Here is an 18,682-nt window from a genome sequence, read left to right as displayed (position 1 = left end):
TGCCGCAAGAAATTGCCCCTGCTCACACGATTTTACGCTGCTGGCAGCGCCATAACCCGATTGATCTCGAATAAAACGCCCAGATTTCCAACACAGCGAGCCCGCGCCGACCTCAGCCGATATAAACCCGTTAAAGGAATTAGTGGGGGCTGAATATTGCTTACTCGACAGCTCCGGAGGCCAAAGGTTCCTTGGCAACATCAGCGGTTGATAGGCTCACGTTTTTTTGCCGCGCGGCTAGAAGAGTTGCAAGTGTGTCAAGAAGATCGGTCTTACTGATGGGTTTGGACAGAAATTGGTCCATTCCAGCGGCCATGCAGGCCTTCCGGTCACTTTCAAAGGCATTGGCTGTCAACGCCACGATTGTTGGCTGCACAATATTCAGCTCGCGGATCTCTCGGGTTGCAGCAATGCCATCCAGTTCCGGCATCGACATGTCCATCAACACGATATCCGGTGTACGTGCCTTACACTGGTTCACCGCCTCGCGCCCATTCACAACCTCAACCAATTCAATAGGTTGCCCAATCAGGTATTTATTGACCAGCAACCGATTCACCTTGTTGTCATCGGCCATTAGAATAAGGCTTTCAGCAAGCATGACAGAGGATGTCTTGTTGCTTGGATCAGTGTCAATTTCAGATGCCGTCGCGGGCGACATTTGAACACAAAGATCAAAGCAGCTCCCCATCCCCAGTTCTGAATGCATTGAAATGCCGCCGCCCATTCGTTTGGCCAAAACGCTGGAAATGGTCAGGCCCAGGCCAGTCCCGCCAAAGGCTCGAGTGATTGCAGTATCCGCCTGCGAAAACCGGTCGAAAATATACTGTGATTGTTCCGGAGAGATACCAATTCCGGAATCCTCAATTCTGATCAACAAACGATATGGGTCAGCGCTATGGGCACCAATGAAAATCGTCACGCCACCTTTTTCTGTGAACTTCACCGCATTGCCGATGAGGTTTACCAGGATCTGCCGCAATCGGCCGTCGTCGCCTCGCACCTCTTTGATCAAACCTTCAGCATAGTTGACAGTCAAGGCAATCCCCTTTTCATCCGCCTTGGGTCTCAACAGATTTACGGCACTCTTAACACAGTGGTGCAGATTAAAATCGGCAGCCACGATTTCCAGCCTTTCAGCCTCCAATCGTGACAAATCCAGGATATCATTGATTATTTTCAACAACGCGCCAGCGGATTCCTGAATTGTATCCACATATAGTTTTTCGTCTTCTGTCAAATCGGATTCAGCCAGCAGGCTTGCCATTCCGATTATCCCGTTCATCGGGGTTCTGATTTCATGGCTCATATTGGCCAGGAATTCTGACTTGACGCGATCAGCCTGTTCAGCCGCCAGTTTGGCTACAGCCAGTTCACGCTGACGGTTTTTGAAGTCAGTAATTTCACGCTCAATTCCGATAATCAGCTCGATCTTTCCGTTATCATCTAGAACCGGAACGAGATTGGAGTTCATCCAGATTTCTTCTCCGGATTTCGTGTAGTTCAAGATCTCAGTACTGATCTGTTCGCCAAGGACTAAGCGGTCAGAAATATTGTCAAAAACCGATGAATCCGATTTAATGCCATTGAGCAGATCACCTGGGGTAGAGCCAATCGCTTCTTCTGGGGAAAAACCCGTTATCTTAGTAAACGCATCGTTGACCCAGAGAATTCGCGTCTCGGCATCCGTCAGAATGATGCTGTCGGATGCATGTTTGGCCACAAGTGAAAGCCGGTGCAGCTCGGCTTGCTGTTCCTGTAGTTCAGCATGTGCCTGTTCCAGCGCCAACTGGCCTTTGTGCATCTGGCCATTGGTATGTTGTAAGGCTTTGTTGGCGTGCAACAACTCATCTCGCAGCAGAACGTCTTGGGATACATCCCAGTTCACCCCAATTATCTTTGGCTGACCACCGGCGTCTGTATATCGACGGCCAGCTGAGCGAATGTGGTGTATCGTCCCGTCCGGCAGCACGATGCGAAAATCTGCGGCCAAGTCACCGCCGCCTTGAATTTCTTTGTCAAATTTCTCGATAGTGGCCTTACGGTCATCAGGATGCAGGTGCTGCTGCCATGTCGTCGAACCAATTGCGCCAAAATCGTTTGGCAATCGATATAGGTCGCGCAACTGCTGATCCCAGACCGTTTCCCCACTTTCCACGTCATACTCCCAGATCCCGACCTGAGATGTTTGAACCGCAATTTGCAGACGCCGGGTCTGCGCTGCCAGTTCAGCCTCGCTCTGCTTCAAATTAGAAATTGCCGATCTACGCGCTGCAGACAGTCGCTCAGCCAAGAATGTGGGGAATAGGATTAGGGCACCCGCGACCAACAAGGTTAATCGTAGCGACCACAGGTTTTTGGGTTGAACAGACCACCCCTCGGACGGTCGTGCGGCCAACTGCCAACTGCCAGCAGGAAAGGAGATATCAACCAAAACGGGGGTGTCTTCGAGAATATGGGAGTCGCCATAAAACTGCCCCCCCTCGGCCCCCATCCCGTCACGGCCAACCAGAGCCAGTTCAATAGCTGTCTCTGGGGCCGTCAAACCGGTGTCCGCATACAGCGCATCAACGTCGATGACGGCCGACAGGATGCCAAAGAACCGCCGATCCGGACCCGTTCCGGCAAAGAGTGGAAAGCGGCCGATAAAACCACGGCCGCCCTGGATTAGATTGACTGGTCCGGCAAGCACCATTTCACCGCTGTCGCGCACACGAAATGCAGCCTCGCGCTGCGCCGCATTCTTGTTGTAATCTAACCCAAGTACGGCCTCGTTGCCTTTCATCGGGTAGATCAGCGAAACAACCAGATCCGGGGCCGCTGCCACAAGGCGAATCTCTTTATGATCGCCAAACACTTGCTCAGCCAATTGGCTAAACCGGGCCTGGTCCATTTCCGGTTCGGTTGACATCACAGCGACCAAGCCCTGGACCAACTGAATGTCAGCGTTTATCCGCCCCTTTAACCGGGATGCGATCAATCCTGCCTCGTTCTGAACCTGTGCCCGAAGGCTCTGATTGTGAATTATGGTGTTTTGCTTTTCGGCCACGACCACGGCCACCAGAACAGCAGCAAAAGTCACCACAGTCGGCAGATAAGTTCGCATTCGGATGACGCCAAGCAAAGTGCTAAGCCGAAAGTTAAGGGCCATACACTACCCTTCTCCAATTAAGTTTCGGTTCCAAACCATCCACTCCGTATAATACACAAGAGTTCAGCATGGCTTAATAGAGACCTATTCTTTTTGACCTTATCGTAGGTTAATAAGAATAGGATACATCCGCATAAAGCTCACATATTAACCATAATATCACGCAAATGCTTTGCCTTCTGGACTTAAACCGGGATCGCACCCGTTCCAGTGCCCGCTTCGCCATCCATTCAAGGCCCATGAACTGGTGTTGACGCCCAATTTGGCAGACAGAACAAAATCGGCAGCACAAGCGATATGCTCATGCTGCCGATTTTTCGTTTCAACAGGCTGTGGTTCCTACAGGGAGGTCCAAGCCGAATTTTTGTTGGATGACGTTACACAGGCCTGAATAAACTGCACACCGATCAAACCATCCTGAACACTTGGGAACACCACTTCGGGCGGCAATGGCGTGTTGGTCTGTCTGGCGCGAATTGCCAGTGCCGCTTCGGCGTATATATTGGCAAAGCCCTCAAGATACCCTTCGGGGTGACCGCCGGGAGTACGGCTGATGCGGTTTGCGGCTGCTCCTGCGCCAGCACCACCCCGGGTAATCAGGCGCTTTGGCTCGCCAAATGGGGTGAACCATAGCTTGTTCGGCTCTTCCTGCTCCCACTCAATCCCACCTTTGGAGCCGTAGATCCGCAAGCGCAGGCCATTTTCATTGCCGGGCGCCACCTGACTGGACCACAGCATTCCACGCGCCCCACCGGCAAACCGCAGCATGATATGGGCGTTGTCATCCAGCTGACGTCCGGGCACAAAGCTCTGCAAATCTGCTGACAGGGCTTCGGTTTCCAACCCGGTGACAAAGCTGAGCAAATTAAAAGCATGGGTGCCGATGTCGCCAACGGATCCGCCTGCCCCAGAGCGTGCCGGATCGGTGCGCCATTCTGCCTGCTTGTTATCCTGCGGCTCGGTCAGCCAGTCTTGTGAGTATTCAGCCTGCACCACTCGGATGTCACCCAGATCGCCATTGCCGATCATCTCACGCGCCTGGCGCACCATTGGGTAGCCGGTGTAGTTGTGGGTCAGGATGAACAGCGCATCCGAGTCTTCGGCCGCCGCGACCAGCTTCTGGGCATCCTCAAGAGTGGAGGTCAGTGGTTTGTCACAAATAACGTGAATGCCACACTTCAAGAACGCGCGCGCCACTGGGTAATGCATGTGATTGGGCGTCACAATCGCCACCGCCTCGATACCATCTTTCAGGCGCGCCTCGGCAAGGGCCATCGCTTCAAAATCTGTATAGGTGCGCGCCGGGTCAAGACCCAGCACAGCCCCCGAGGCCATCGATTTCTCTGGTGTCGAGGACAAGGCCCCAGCCGTCAGTTGAAAGGCGCCATCGATCCGCGAGGCAATACGGTGGACCGCACCGATAAAGGCGTCATTACCGCCCCCGACCATGCCAAGGCGAATAGGTTTGGTATCGCTCATATCAGTCCCCCAATCCCAGCATTTTACGGTTTGCCACCTCATCAGCGCCGCCGCCTGCGAAATCATCAAAGGCGTGTTCGGTGACCCGGATGATATGATCCTTGACGAATTGCGCGCCTTCGCGGGCCCCATCTTCGGGATGCTTTAAGGCACATTCCCACTCCACCACGGCCCAGCCATCAAAGTCATTGGCCGCCATCTTTGAGAAAATTGCCCCAAAATCCACCTGACCATCGCCCAGCGAACGGAAGCGGCCGGCGCGTTTTTCCCAAGGTTGGTACCCCGAGTAGACACCCTGGCGGCCGGTTGGATTGAATTCGGCATCTTTGACGTGGAACATTTTGATCCGGTCCTTGTAGATGTCGATATTGTCGAGATAATCCAGACACTGCAGCACATAGTGGGACGGATCATACAGCATGTTGCAGCGCGGGTGATTGTCCAGCCGTTCCAGGAACATCTCGAATGTCGCACCGTCATGCAGATCTTCGCCGGGGTGGATTTCATAGCAGACATCAACACCCATCTGATCCGCGTGATTTAGGATAGGCCGCCAGCGTTTCGCCAATTCATCAAAGGCAGTTTCAACCAGACCTTCGGGGCGCTGTGGCCATGGATAAATATAAGGCCAGGCCAGCGCGCCGGAAAATGTCGCGTGTTCCGTGATGCCCAGATTATAGCTGGCCGTAATCGCCAGTTTCACCTGTTCGACTGCCCAGGCCTGACGGGCCTTGGGATCGCCGCGCACATGTTCGGCTGCGAAGCCATCGAAGGCATGATCATAGGCCGGGTGCACTGCCACCAATTGGCCCTGCAAATGCGACGAGAGTTCCGTTATTTCGATACCGTTCTCGGCGGCAACGCCAACCAGTTCGTCACAATATGACCGCGAACTGGCCGCCTTGGCCAAATCAATCAGCCGCGCATCCCAACTGGGGACCTGCACGCCCTTATAGCCGCAATCGGACGCCCATTTTGTGATATCCGCCCAGGAATTGAACGGGGCCTCATCGTCAGCAAACTGCGCCAGGAACAGGGCCGGTCCTTTGATCGTCTTCATGATAACTTCTCCCGTGAAATGAAGGGGGCCATTTCCCCAGCCCCCTTCTTTTGCGCTTCAATACCTAATGATTAGAACGGAGAGTCAGGGAAGTAAAAGCTTGCCGCATTTTCCGGGGTGATCAAAGTCGCACCCAGAATGTAGCGGCCAGCCACCGGACCATTAGATTTGAAAGCAGCAACCGTTACATCCATTGCTGTCGCAATCATTGATGGCGGATACAGAACGTCAACCGGGATCAGCGTGTCGCCGTCCATGATCGACTTGATGGTTTCCTTCATGCCGGCACCGCCAACAACAAACATGCCGTCACCGTCACGGCCAGCCTGTTTCAGGGCGGCAACTACACCAATGGCGATGTCATCGTCCTGCGCCCAAACCGCATCAATATCAGGGAACCGGCTTAGGAAGTCCTGCATGACCTCGAAGCCATCATCGCGGTTCCAGTTGGCGTGCTTGTGGTCCAGAACATTGATGCCCGAGCCTTCGATTTCGGCCATAAAGGCATCGAAACGCTCGTTGTCGATCAGGGTTGGGATGCCGCGCAGCACAACGATGTTGTCGCCGGATTCCAGACGGCCCTTCATGTAAACCGCAGACACCCGGCCCAGTTCCGGATTGTTGCCCGCCACATAGATATCTTCGATACCCGGTTGGCTAAGACCGCGATCAACAACCGTGATCAGCGCACCGGATTTCTTGACGTTCAGAACCGGATCGGTCAGCGGCTCGGATTCAAATGGCAACACCACCAAGGCGTCGATGCCCTGAACAGAAACCAGATCTTCCAGCGCCGAGGCCTGGGCGTTGGGATCGGATGAGTTGACCAGGATCAGGTCCACATCCGGATACAGAGCCTCAAGCCGTTTTTCGGCCTGCTCGGCGTGCCAGTTCATACCAGCTGCCCAGGCATGGGTTGGGGTTGGATAGCTGACACCGATTTTAATTGTCTCGGCGCTGGCAGCGCCGACGGCCAGGGCCATGACACTGGTCAAAGCCAGCGCGCTTAGGGTTTTCAAAGTCTTCATAGTCGTTCCTCCACTGATGAATTTGGGCGCACCTCTCCACTCCGGTGGCGCCCGGGTCGTTCAATTTGGGAAAATTTCCCGTTGTTTATTATACTCTTAGCTCTTGTTGGCTTTTGCTTTGCCCCAGTCACCGCGCTGCAACCACACCGCGATAATGATGATCAGACCCTGCATTGTCCCGTTCAGGTAATTTGAGATCAGATCGGTAAAGTTCAGGATATTGCCGATGGTGGTCAGGATCAGCGCACCTAGAATGGTGCCGCCAATCCGGCCATAGCCGCCCTTTAGCACGGTGCCGCCAATGATCACGGCGGCAATCGCCTCTAGTTCCCACATCACCCCGGTCGAGGCCGACGCCGAGCCGAGCCGTGGCACATAGATAACCGTGGCCAGTGACACGCAAAGACCCTGGATCACATAGGTCATCGTCTTGATCCGGTCGACTTTGATGGCCGAGTATTTGGCGACGCTCTCGTTAGAGCCAATTGCGGTGCAATAGCGACCAAAGGCAGTGCGGTTCATCAGCAGCCAGCCACAGATCGACACCACGATGAACACCCAGACTGGCGCTGGCAGACCAAAGACACTGCCGTAATAGACCGGCCGATAAACGCCACGGATAGCAAAATCGAGCGACAGAGTGCCGCCATCAGCAAAATATGTGACCAACGAGCGGTAGATCCCCATAGTGCCCAGGGTCACAATAAAGGCCTCGATCTTGCCCTTGGTGGTCAGCACACCGTTTATCCAGCCGGCCCCCAGACCCAGTAGAATGGAACAACCACAGCCGAGCAGTACAGTGGCGAGCCCAGGGCCCAGGGTTTCCATAGCGGAGTTCATGATGATGATCATCACCCCAGCAATCGCTGCTGCCATGGACCCCACCGACAGATCAATACCGCCAGCGGTGATCACAAAGGTGGCGCCAACCGCAATGATGCCAATAAAGGCCGATCGGGTCAGCAAATTGGTCAAGTTGCCTTCGCTTAGGAAGGCCGGGTTCAGCAGAAAGCCGATAATGCACAGTAAAAGCAGTGCAATGGCCGGGCCTGCGGTTTTGATGTCAAACCGCATCCGTTTGTCCTTGGTTGTGGTGGTTGCTGTCACGTCACTCATCCCTTGCTCTCCCGCTTTAGTCCTGCGGCATAGCGCACGATTTCATTCTCATTAATGTCATCACCGGTCAGAACGCCCATCACCTGCCCCTCGCGCATCACCACCACACGGTGGCTGATGCCGATGACTTCGGGCATTTCGGACGAGATGATCACCACCGACACGCCCTCGGCGGCCAGTGCGGCGATAAAATGATAGATCTGCTGCTTTGTGCCCACATCGATGCCACGCGTCGGTTCATCAATGATCACAATACGCGGCTCGCTCTCCATCACCTTGGCCAGTAGTAATTTTTGCTGGTTGCCACCGGACATGTCGCCAACATTGATATTTGCGTCACGGGTGCGAATGTCGAACCGACGGATCGCGCGCTCCAGCGCTTTTTCCTCGGCGGCGGCATCTAGCCCAAAACGGCGGATGAATTTGGGCAGCGCAAACAAGGTAAGATTTGGCTGCATCTGTTTGTCGAGCAGCAGACCCTTGGCTTTGCGGTCCTTGGTCAGATAGGCCAGTCCCGCATCGCGCGCCGTTGCTACAGTGTCAAACCGTGTCTCGACCCCGTCCACCAGAACCTGCCCCGAACTGATCGATTTCAGGCCACAGACCGCCTCAAACACCGCCGTACGCCCCGATCCGATGAGCCCCGAGAACCCGAGGATTTCGCCTTTGCGAAGATCAAACGACACATTCCGGACGCCACTTGCGCAGAGATCGCGAACCTCAAGCACACGCACCGCATCGACGTCGGCCTCGTGCATCGGTGGATACAGATCCGACAGCTCACGTCCAACCATCATCTGCGCCATTGCATCCGGCGTCAGCGCCTCGGCAACTTGAGAGCCGATCCACTGGCCATCGCGCAGGATGGTGACGCGGTCGGCGATCTGCTTCACTTCGGACAGCTTATGCGACACAAAAACAATCGCCACACCTTTGGATTTTAGCCGCTCAACCTGACGGAAAAACAGCTCGGTTTCTGCCTCGGTCAGCACTGCTGTTGGTTCATCCATGATCAGGACACGGGCGTTGCGGCTGATCGCCTTGGCCACTTCGACCATCTGCTTTTCAGCGATGGACAGATCCGAGATCCGAACCGAAGGTGAGATATCAACGCCGATATCCTGCAGATACCCCGAGACCATCTGGCGCATCTTATCGCGCTGCAACATTCCACGATGAGTCAGTTCGCGGCCCAGAAAGATATTTTCCTCAACCGTCATCTGCTCGGCCAGATTCAACTCCTGGTGAATCAACACAATCCCCAGTTTCTCGGCCTCGCCATCCGGCGGCAGCGCGACCTCGTGATTGTCAAACAGAATACGCCCCGATGTTGGCGCGTGGAACCCAGACAGGATCTTCATTAAGGTGGATTTTCCAGCGCCATTCTCGCCAATCAACGCGTGAACTTCGCCCGGATGAATATCCATGCTGACGCTGAACAGCACAGGCACAGATCCAAAAGACTTGCTAATATGATCCGCTTTTAGAACTGGCGCAGTTTCACGTGCCTCGTCGAACATCATCCCCCCCTCTCGCCGATATGTCATTTGGCGAGTTTCGAATTCGGATGTAAACCTTTTCATAGCTCATGTAAACCTTTACATTATCCGATGTAAACCTTTTCAGGCTTTGCTAATGCCGCTATATATCCGTTTAACCGCTTGCAAAATAATGACGAATACAACAGCGGGCGCACCGGTATTGAGGACCATGAGACTTGACCGAAATCCCTGAAAGACCAGCGACTATCGAGGACGTTGCCAAACTGGCGGGCGTCTCTATCGCGACGGTCAGCCGGGCGATTCGTAAGCCCGAGAAAGTCGCTGAAAGCACCCGCAAGAAAGTCACGGCCGCCATTGCGCGCACCGGATACATTGCCAATGCAATGGCCCAGAACCTGCGCATGCAGCGCTCGCAAATGGTGATGGTCCTGACACAATCCATTGCCGATCCCAATTTCCCCGGCATCCTGATCGGGTTGGAAAAGGTGGCCAATGACCGCGGCTATGGGGTTTTGATTGGCAATACCGAAGGCACGATCTCGCTGGAAGAAAACCACATGCGGTTTCTCGCTTCAGGGATGGTGGATGGGTTGATCCTGCTGACCGGTCACCTGCCCGTTGCAGGCAGACCCAACAGCCCGGCTTCCGCCCTTCCGCAGATGGTCGCCGCCAGTTGCCCCATCACTCGCGCAGATCTGCCGTATGTTGGTGTCGATGACGTTGCGGCCTCCAAAATGGCAACTGAGTATCTGATTTCATTGGGCCATCGCAATATCGCGTATATCGCAGGCGGTAGCAGCAATGCGGTGTCAGATCTGCGTCAGGATGGCTATTGCAAAGGCCTTGCCGAGGCGGCAACTCCGCTGCCCATGTGGCAGGTTGATAGTGATGGCTCCAGCGAGGGCGGCCGCGCCGCAGTAGAGCGGCTGTTCATCAAAGACACCCTTCCCACTGCCTTTTTCTGTTACAACGACGACACCGCAATCGGGGTGATCAGCGCGCTTAAACTACGCGGGTACCGCATACCCGAGGATTTCTCGGTGATCGGTTTCGACGACATCCCTTTCGCCAACAACATCACTCCGGCGCTGACCACAATCCGTCAGCCACGCACGCAGATCGGTGAGCTGGCCATGGAGCAATTGCTAGACCAGTTGACAGGTAAAGGCGCAACAACACTCGAAACTTTACTACATGGTGATCTTGTGGTGCGTGAAAGCTGTGGACCGGCGCCGCATCGCATATCCGACCACCCCAACCGGCATTAGACGACGTCTCATCCCAGCGCAGACTGATACAGGCGGAACCAGGTACAGGCGAAACTATGGGGCAATCCAGATTAGTGGCACCAAGAACCGGCATGAGTTTCGCACGATGCGCCAGCAGCCAAGCCACGGCCACGACACTTTGATCCCCACCATTGTTGGCCGACGATCTCATCCAACAATACGTCAATCTCCCCCCGCGCCCTCCAATGCAGCGTCATTTGAACTTTGCGATCATGTCTTTGATGCCTGGGATGGTGTTGATTTGTTCTGCGTGTGTTGGTTGGAAGTATTGTACCAGGGAGCGTTGGCTGAGGCCGCCGAGGATTGTGAAGTAATACATCTCGTATCCGGGCAGGACGGCGCAGGGGTGGTAGCCGCTGTCGAGCATGATGGTTGAGCCATCCATGATGTGATAGGCCTCGCCCGGGGTGTTGTCCTCGCGCTGCAGCATCTGCAGACCCGAGCCATAGTTGGGACGAAAGCGGAAGTTGTAGGTCTCGTCGTGGCGGGTCTCGAGGGGCAAACGATCGGTGTCGTGCTTGTGCGAGGGAAAGCCGGACCAGCCGCCCTGCCCCACCGTGAACAGCTCGCTGACCAGCAGGCGCCCCACCTTATCGTGCTGTTTTTGGCCCAGGATGTGTTTGATCTTGCGGTGCGTTTTGGTGTCATCGCTGCCATATTGCACCAGATCGATGGCCTCGGCGCGCACCTCAAACGGGTCCAGAACGGTGTCATAACGGGCCCCGGCAATAAACACCTCGGCCCTGTCCGAGACACAGACCAGGGTCACTTTGGCGCCCACGGGCGCATAGACGCCCTCGGGCTCGCCATCCCAGACATCAATCGTCCGGGTGCCCAGATTGGCATAGCTGACACCTTCGACATCCACATCCACCGTGCCGGTGGCGGGCGCCACGCAGGTCTCATAGCCCGGCACCTGATACTCAAAGGCCTGGCCTTTGGTCAGCTTGACGATGTTGAAGTAGTTCAGCGGAACGGTCGGGTTGTCCACGTCCACAATGGGCCTGTTTTTATTGTCATGGGGGGCGATGTGCATCGGTCAGTCCTTTAGCAGGGGGGAGGTGGCGCCAGGGGATGTGGGGCCCAGAGATGTTGGGCCAGGATGGGAGGTCAGAAAATCCTCAAGCTCGGTCAGGGTCGGCATGGCGGCGGCGCAGCCGGGCCGCGCCACAACAAGTGACGCACAGGCCGAGCCGCGCAGCACCGCAGCCTGCATCTCGCGCCCCTCGGACAGTGCGGCCAGCAGCCCGGCCATAAAGCTGTCGCCCGCCCCGGTTGGTTTCAGGGCAGTCACCGGATAGATGCCGGTGCGGATCTCCTGGCCAGCGGCAAAACTCACGGCCCCTTCGGGACCCATTTTATAAACCACAATCGCGGCGCTGGACGCTGCGAGGGCGCGGGCTTTGTCCAGCCCGAGACGGATACCACCGGCCATGAAGCCAAACTCTTCGTCATTGCCGACAATCACATCAGACAGAGCCCCCGCCTTTGATAGCACCTCTTGGGCCACCTGCGGGGACGGCCAGCTATAGGGGCGATAGTCGACGTCAAAAATGATCGGCAACCCGGCGGCGCGGGCCAGCTCAAAGGCCCGGAATGCCGCCCCGCGCGAGGGCTCGGCGGCAAACACCGTGCCCGCCGTGATCAGGGCGCCGTATTGGCTGTAATCCACCGCCTCGATATCGGCAGTGGACATCTGGAAGTCCGCCGCATTGTTGCGATAGATGACGCTTTGGTGGTCCTCAAGCCGCGTTTCATACAGCGCCAATGAGGTCCGGTATTCGCCCCTGACCCGTTTCACATAGGTCCGGTCAACGCCGTAATGGTCCAGCTGCGCTTCGCAATACCAGCCCACCGCATCGTCCGAGACACAGGTCGCCAGGGCCGATTTACAGCCCAGTTTGACCAGACCTGCTGCAATATTGGCACTGCTGCCGCCCATGCCGACCGTCATGGTGCTGGCGTCGCGGATGCTGGTCCCCGCAGGATCAGGGCACAGGTCCATGCCAACCCGGCCAATGACCAGAAACTTGCGTTTTTTGATGCCGTCCAGGATCACTTGCGTCCCTCCGTATTGCCCGCCTTGGCCGCATCCAGCACCTCTGGATAGGGATAGTTCAGACCCAATAGCTGGCGGATCTCAGGGCTGGCCTGATCCAGAAAATCCTGCGGCAGCGCGGCTGGCATGTCTTCCATCGGCTTGACCCATTTGGGCAGATATTGGATCAGCACCGCACTGCGGTCATGATCGGCGTTGTTGGGCATCGCGCAATGCCAGGTCACCCCGTAAAACAGCGCCACATCGCCCGGTTCACCAGTCATCTGCTCGCAGCGCTCATAAAATTGGTCCTGAAGCGTGGGATAGCGCAACGCGCGCTGGCTGCCCGGCACATAGCCGGTGGCGCCACTTTCCTTGGTAAAGGGATCCAACAGCACCGAGACCTGCGCATTCATCGGAAACGAGCCGTTGAAGCCAACCGGATGGGTCTCGGGCTGATGAAAGTCCCAATAGGGATAGTCCACATGCGGCTCTTGCCCCGGCCCACCTGGTAAAATCCGGTTCGCAGCGATCGAACCCATGATGAACTCAGTACCCAGAAAGCGGCGCAGGATATTCATCAGCACCGGATGCGCCGCCATCTGCGAGAACACCTCGCCCTTGGCCAGCAGGTTCCAGACCCGGCGCTGCAGGTTCAGCTGTCCAGCCTCTTCGGCGGCACCCTGGAAGTGGGTGGCCTTTTCGGCAGCCTGTTCGGAATGCGCCATAATGATGGCCCGCGCCTCGGCGATCTGGTCGGGGCTGAACAACCCGGAAATGCCAACCGCACCGCCGCCCTTCAGAAGTTCGTCAATGATCACATCGGGATCAGCTGTTGCGGCGGTAAATCGTTTCATCATATGCCCTTTCGCTGGGTGTCACGACCGGCTTCCCAGTCGCTATGGGCCGCGCGCACGCGGTCGCTGGTGCTGATATGCGGGGTGCCGACCTCCCACCAGGTATGGCCTTCGGTGGTCCAGCCCTCATAGGGGTCCACCTTCATGACAATGACATGGGTCTTGTCGCTGGACTTGGCGCGCAGGAACGCCGCGCCCAGCTCAGATGGGTTTGACACAGTTTGCGCAATGGCGCCCTGGGCCGCGGCATGGGCCTCAAAATCCACCGCAAACGGCGCCGGGATAGTCGGACAATCGGCCAGCAGATTGTTAAAACTTTCGTTGCCGGTGTTGTTCTGCAATTTGTTGATGACCGCAAAGCCGCCGTTGTCCAGCACCAGGATGATCAGCTTTTTCTGGCTCAGCACCGAGGAATAGATGTCCGAGTTCAACATCATGTAAGAGCCATCGCCCAGGAACACGATGGTGTCGCACTCTGGCTCGCGTTGCAGCTGCGCAATCCGCGCCCCCCAGGCCCCGGCGATCTCGTAGCCCATGCAGGAAAAGCCGAACTCCACATCGACAGTGCCAATCTCCAGCGTGCGCCAGTTGGCGGTCACCTCGGCCGGCAAGCCGCCAGCGGCAGCCACCACCCGGTCGCCCGGATCACACAGGCCATTCACAATGCCAATGGCCTGCGCATAAGACGCCGGACGCGCACCGGGCGCCACGTTGTCCGCCACATAGACATCCCAGGCCGCCCGCAGCTTTTGCGCCAGCGCCAGCCAGCTGGAGGGCGCTTTGTAGCCCGCAATCGCTGCCCCCAACTGGCCAAGCGACAGGTTCGCATCCCCCACAACCGGCAGCGCCCTATGCTTGCCCGCATCATGGCGCGCCGCATTGATCGCGATAATGCGGGCGTCCTTGGCAAAGGCGGTCCAGGACCCGGTGGTAAAATCCTGCAAGCGGGTGCCTACGGCCACAATCACATCCGCCTGGCTGGCGATCTCATTGGCACTGTTAGAGCCGGTGACCCCAAGTGGGCCAATGTTCAGCGGATGGGTCGCCAGCAGGTTGGCCCGGCCCGCGATGGTTTCCACCACCGGGATCTGATGCGCCGCGGCAAAATCGGTCAACTCGGCCACAGCGCGGGAATATTGCACCCCGCCCCCGGCGATGATCATCGGACGCTGTGCCACCTTCAACAGCGCCGCGGCATCAGCGATTTCATCTGCATCCGGGCTGATACGGCGAATGCGATGCAGCGTCTTGTCAAAGAACGCCACCGGATAGTCATAGGTCCAGCCCTGCACATCCTGCGGCAACCCCAGGAACGCCGGACCACAATCCGCCGGATCCAGCAGCGTCGCAATCGCCGCAGGCAGCGACTGGATCACCTGCGCCGGATGGCTGATACGGTCCCAATAACGCACCACCGGCTTGAAGGCGTCATTCACCCCAAATGTCGGATCGCCAAAGTTCTCCATCTGCTGCAGCACCGGGTCGGGCAGCCGGGTCGCAAAGCTGTCACCACACAGCAGCAACATCGGCAACCGGTTGGCATGCGCCAGCGCCGCCGAGGTCAGCAGGTTCGAGGTCCCCGGTCCAGCACTGGCGGTGCAGAACATAAACCGCTGGCGCAGCCATTGCTTGGCATAACCCGCCGCGGCGAATCCCATGCTCTGCTCGTTTTGGCCCCGGTACAGCGGCAGCGCATCCTGAGCCCCGTAGAGCGCCTCGCCCAGGCAGGTCACATTGCCATGCCCAAAAATGCCAAACCCACCGCCGCACAGGCGCATCTCCATCCCGTCAATCTCGATATACTGCTGGCTGAGCCAGCGAATAATGGCCTGCGCCGTGGTCAGGCGGATAGTCTCTGGTGAAGGCGTCATGTCAGCACGGCCCTTGTAGGATTTTCCCGCATCTTGCCGAATGCGGCTTGCTAGAATTCGACTCTCAGGATACTAATTTTGCAACCGGTTGCAAACTTAAATTCACGAGGACCCAAAACATGGCAGAGATTGGCATTGGCATCCTGGGCGGCGGCTATATGGGCAAGGCGCATGCGGTGGCCATGTCCGCCGTGGGCGCGGTCTTCAACACAAAGCTGCGGCCCAGACTGGAAATGGTCTGCGCCACCTCGCCCAACAGCGCCGAGCGGTATCGCCAGGCCTATGGGTTCCAGCGGGCCACCGACGACTGGCGCGTGCTGGTCAAGGACCCAAAGGTCGAGGCCCTCATCATCGCCGCACCCCAATCCAGCCACCGCGCCGTCGCCGAGGCCGCCTTTGCCCTGGGCAAACCGGTGTTCTGCGAGAAGCCATTGGGCGCCTCACTGGCGGACAGCCAGGCCATGACCGCCGCTGCCCAGGCCTCGGGCTGTGTCAACATGGTCGGTTTCAACTACATCCGCACCCCCGCCAGCCAGTTTGCCCGCCAGCTGATCGCCGATGGCGAGCTGGGCGAGATCACCATGTTTCGCGGTGAGCACACCGAGGATTTCTATGCCGACCCCAAGACCCCGGCCAGCTGGCGCACCAATGGCCAGTCCAGCGGCGCTCTGGGTGATCTTGGCTCTCATATGATCAACGGCGCGCTGGCGCTGATCGGCCCGATCACCCGCGTCATGGCCGAGACCGAGACCGTGCATAAGCTCCGCCCCGGCGGCGCCGTGACCAATGACGACCACGCCCAGATGATGTGCCGCTTTGAGAGCGGCGCCATGGGGCAGATGTATTTCAGCCGCATCGCGACCGGCCGCAAAATGGGCTATGCTTATGAGATCACCGGCACCAAAGGCGCCCTGCGCTTTGATCAGGAAGATCAGAACGCCGTCTGGCTGTACCGAACGTACGGCCCCGAGGCGACGCGCGGGTTCACCAAGATCCTGACCGGCCCGGCCCATCCCGATTATGAACCGTTTTGTCAGGGCCCCGGTCATGGCACCGGATATCAGGATCAGATCATCATCGAAGCGCGGGATTTCCTGGCGGCGATTGAGACCAACACAACGATCTGGCCCAGCTTCCGCGACGGGCTGGAGGTCAATCGCGTGATCGCAGCCGCCACTGCCTCTGCCCGAGACAGCAGCTGGCAAGACATAAACCCGTTCTGAGCCTTTGAAAGGGACGAACAGATGACACTCAAAATTGGCAATGCCCCCTGCTCCTGGGGCGTGGAATTTGCGGATGACGCCAGAAACCCCAGCTGGCAAACGGTGCTCAGCGACTGCGCCAAGGCCGGCTACACAGGCATCGAACTGGGCCCGGTCGGCTTTATGCCCGAGGACCCAGTCCAGCTGGGCGACGCCCTGGCCCGTCATGACCTGGAGCTGATCGGTGGCGTGGTGTTTCGCCCCTTTCACGACCCCGACGCCTGGGACGATGTGCTGGATGCCACCCACCGCACCGCCCGCGCGCTGCGAGCACACGGCGCCCAGCATCTGGTGCTGATCGATTCAATCTCGCCCCGCCGCGCCCCCACGGCCGGGCGCGCCTCGGAGGCCGAGCAGATGGACAAGGCCGAGTGGACCGCCTACCGCGACCGCATCGCCGAGACCGCGCGCATTGGCACCGAAGAGTATGGGTTGACCGTAGGTATCCACGCCCACGCGGCGGGCTTCATGGATTTTGAACCCGAGCTGGAGCGCCTGCTGGACGAGGTCGACGAGACGATCCTGAAGATCTGCTTCGACACCGGCCACCATTCCTATGCAGGCTTTGACCCGGTTGCCTTTATGACGCGCCATCTGGACCGGATCTCTTACATGCATTTCAAGGACATCGACCCGCGCGTCAAAGCAGATGTCATTGCCAATCGCACCGGCTTCTATGACGCCTGTGGCCAGGGGATTTTCTGCAATCTGGGCGACGGCGATGTCGACTTCCCCAGGGTGCGGCAGGTCCTGCAGGACGCCGGGTTTGCGGGCTGGTGCACCGTGGAACAGGACTGTGACCCAACCCTGGACCCGGACCCCATCGGCGATGCCCGCAAGAACCGTGAATACCTTGAATCCATTGGCTTTACCTGAAGGAGCCCGACATATGACCAAACTAAAATGGGGCCTCATTGGCGGCGGCGAAGGCAGCCAGATCGGCCCGGCACACCGCCTCGGCGCACAGGCCGACGGGCTGTTTGACCTCACCGCAGCCGCCCTGGACCACCGCCCCGAACAGGGCCGCGCCTATGCGCAACGCCTCGGCGTCGCGCCGGACCGCGCCTATGGCAACTGGCAAGAGATGCTGGACGGGGAAAAGCACCGCGACGACCGCATTGATCTGGTCACCGTCGCCACCCCCAACGCGACCCACTTTGAGATCACCAAGGCCTTTCTGGAGGCCGGGATCAACGTGCTCTGCGAGAAGCCGATGACCATGAGTGTCGAAGAGGGCGCAGACATCGTCCGCATCGCCGCGGCCAGTGGCAAGATCTGCGCCGTGAACTACTGCTATTCCGCCTACCCAATGGTGCGTCAGGCCCGCGCCATGGTGGCGGCCGGTGAGATCGGCAAAGTGCGGCTGGTGGTTACCAACTTCAGCCACGGCCACCACGGCGACGCCAGTGATGCGGATAACCCCCGGGTGCGCTGGCGCTATGATCCAGCCATGGCCGGGGTCTCGGGCCAGTTCGCCGATTGCGGCATCCACGCCCTGCACATGGCCAGCTTCATCACCGGTGACGAGGTCGAGACCCTCTCGGCCGACTTTGCCTCCACCATCCCCAGCCGCCAGCTGGAAGACGACGCCATGATCAACTTCCGCATGGGCAGCGGCACCGTTGGCCGCCTCTGGACTTCGTCAGTGGCGATCGGCCGCCAGCACGGCTTTGACATCCAGGTGTTCGGCGAGACCGGCGGGCTGCGCTGGACCTCGGAACAGCCCAACCAGCTGATCTACACCCCGGTGGGTGGCCGCACCCAGATCATCGAGAAAGGCGAAGCCGGGCTGCATGATGACGCCCAACGCCTGTCCCGCGTCGCCATCGCCCACCCCGAAGGCTTTCCCCTGGCCATTGCCAATATCTACTGCGACCTGGCCGATGCCATTCGCGGCGAGACCCGCGACGGCTTGCCACTCGCCGCAGACGGATTACGCTCCATGGCCGCCGTCCACACCGCCGTCGCCTCGGCAAAACAAAACGGCGCCTGGATGGACGCCAGACCAGAGATCTTCCGCTAAGGCGCA

14 protein-coding genes are annotated in these 18,682 nt (G+C 58.0%); 4 read left to right on the top strand and 10 right to left on the bottom strand.

Annotation, left to right across the window (positions count from 1 at the left end):
- Positions 1-160: 160 nt before the first annotated feature.
- From EBB79_RS05075 to EBB79_RS05050, 6 genes are all read right to left on the bottom strand, one after another.
- Positions 161-3,151, bottom strand: a complete 2,991-nt coding sequence (locus tag EBB79_RS05075; protein WP_127747888.1) for a response regulator — start codon at positions 3,149-3,151, stop codon at positions 161-163.
- Positions 3,152-3,490: 339 nt separating this feature from the next.
- Positions 3,491-4,630 carry a Gfo/Idh/MocA family protein gene (locus EBB79_RS05070; protein ID WP_202977639.1) on the bottom strand — a complete coding sequence of 380 codons (1,140 nt, stop codon included), beginning with the start codon at positions 4,628-4,630 and terminating at the stop codon, positions 3,491-3,493.
- Position 4,631: 1 nt separating this feature from the next.
- A complete protein-coding gene (locus tag EBB79_RS05065; protein ID WP_127747886.1) occupies positions 4,632-5,690 on the bottom strand; it encodes a sugar phosphate isomerase/epimerase family protein in 1,059 nt (352 codons plus the stop codon).
- Positions 5,691-5,761: 71 nt separating this feature from the next.
- Positions 5,762-6,718 (bottom strand): substrate-binding domain-containing protein, encoded by a 957-nt coding sequence (locus EBB79_RS05060; protein ID WP_127747885.1) that lies wholly within the window; start codon positions 6,716-6,718, stop codon positions 5,762-5,764.
- A 96-nt stretch (positions 6,719-6,814) separates the two neighbouring features.
- Positions 6,815-7,834 (bottom strand): ABC transporter permease, encoded by a 1,020-nt coding sequence (locus EBB79_RS05055; protein WP_127747884.1) that lies wholly within the window; start codon positions 7,832-7,834, stop codon positions 6,815-6,817.
- Positions 7,831-9,381: a sugar ABC transporter ATP-binding protein gene (locus tag EBB79_RS05050; RefSeq protein WP_420850363.1), complete on the bottom strand. Its 1,551-nt coding sequence runs from the start codon at positions 9,379-9,381 to the stop codon at positions 7,831-7,833. Before EBB79_RS05050 ends, EBB79_RS05055 begins: the two co-directional genes overlap by 4 nt.
- A 170-nt stretch (positions 9,382-9,551) precedes the next feature.
- Between EBB79_RS05050 and EBB79_RS05045 the strand changes: the two genes are divergently transcribed.
- Positions 9,552-10,604 (top strand): LacI family DNA-binding transcriptional regulator, encoded by a 1,053-nt coding sequence (locus EBB79_RS05045; RefSeq protein WP_127747883.1) that lies wholly within the window; start codon positions 9,552-9,554, stop codon positions 10,602-10,604.
- 214 nt (positions 10,605-10,818) lie between these two features.
- Here the strand turns inward: EBB79_RS05045 and EBB79_RS05040 are convergent, their stop codons facing one another.
- The 4 genes from EBB79_RS05040 to iolD are packed head-to-tail and all read right to left on the bottom strand — an operon-like array spanning position 10,819 to position 15,391.
- Positions 10,819-11,661 (bottom strand): 5-deoxy-glucuronate isomerase, encoded by an 843-nt coding sequence (locus tag EBB79_RS05040; RefSeq protein WP_127747882.1) that lies wholly within the window; start codon positions 11,659-11,661, stop codon positions 10,819-10,821.
- 3 nt (positions 11,662-11,664) lie between these two features.
- A complete protein-coding gene (gene iolC, locus EBB79_RS05035) occupies positions 11,665-12,630 on the bottom strand; it encodes a 5-dehydro-2-deoxygluconokinase (RefSeq protein ID WP_127750884.1) in 966 nt (321 codons plus the stop codon).
- A gap of 50 nt (positions 12,631-12,680) precedes the next feature.
- A complete protein-coding gene (locus EBB79_RS05030) occupies positions 12,681-13,520 on the bottom strand; it encodes a phytanoyl-CoA dioxygenase family protein (protein WP_127747881.1) in 840 nt (279 codons plus the stop codon).
- Positions 13,520-15,391, bottom strand: coding sequence for a 3D-(3,5/4)-trihydroxycyclohexane-1,2-dione acylhydrolase (decyclizing) (gene iolD / locus EBB79_RS05025; RefSeq protein ID WP_127747880.1), 1,872 nt, complete (start codon positions 15,389-15,391; stop codon positions 13,520-13,522). The genes EBB79_RS05030 and iolD overlap by 1 nt, the downstream gene beginning before the upstream one ends.
- A gap of 119 nt (positions 15,392-15,510) precedes the next feature.
- On the opposite strand from iolD, the gene EBB79_RS05020 reads away from it, so the two are divergent.
- The 3 genes from EBB79_RS05020 to EBB79_RS05010 are packed head-to-tail and all read left to right on the top strand — an operon-like array spanning position 15,511 to position 18,676.
- Complete coding sequence (locus tag EBB79_RS05020) at positions 15,511-16,614, top strand: Gfo/Idh/MocA family protein (protein WP_177627776.1); 1,104 nt, start codon at positions 15,511-15,513, stop codon at positions 16,612-16,614.
- Between the two features lie 21 nt (positions 16,615-16,635).
- Positions 16,636-17,529, top strand: coding sequence for a TIM barrel protein (locus EBB79_RS05015; RefSeq protein WP_127747879.1), 894 nt, complete (start codon positions 16,636-16,638; stop codon positions 17,527-17,529).
- Between the two features lie 13 nt (positions 17,530-17,542).
- Entirely contained in the window at positions 17,543-18,676 is a 1,134-nt protein-coding gene (locus EBB79_RS05010; RefSeq protein WP_127747878.1) for a Gfo/Idh/MocA family protein, read from the top strand.
- Positions 18,677-18,682: the final 6 nt, after the last annotated feature.

This window comes from Parasedimentitalea marina, assembly GCF_004006175.1.
In the GTDB taxonomy this organism is placed as follows: domain Bacteria; phylum Pseudomonadota; class Alphaproteobacteria; order Rhodobacterales; family Rhodobacteraceae; genus Parasedimentitalea; species Parasedimentitalea marina.
This window is presented reverse-complemented; position numbering and strand designations above follow the sequence as displayed.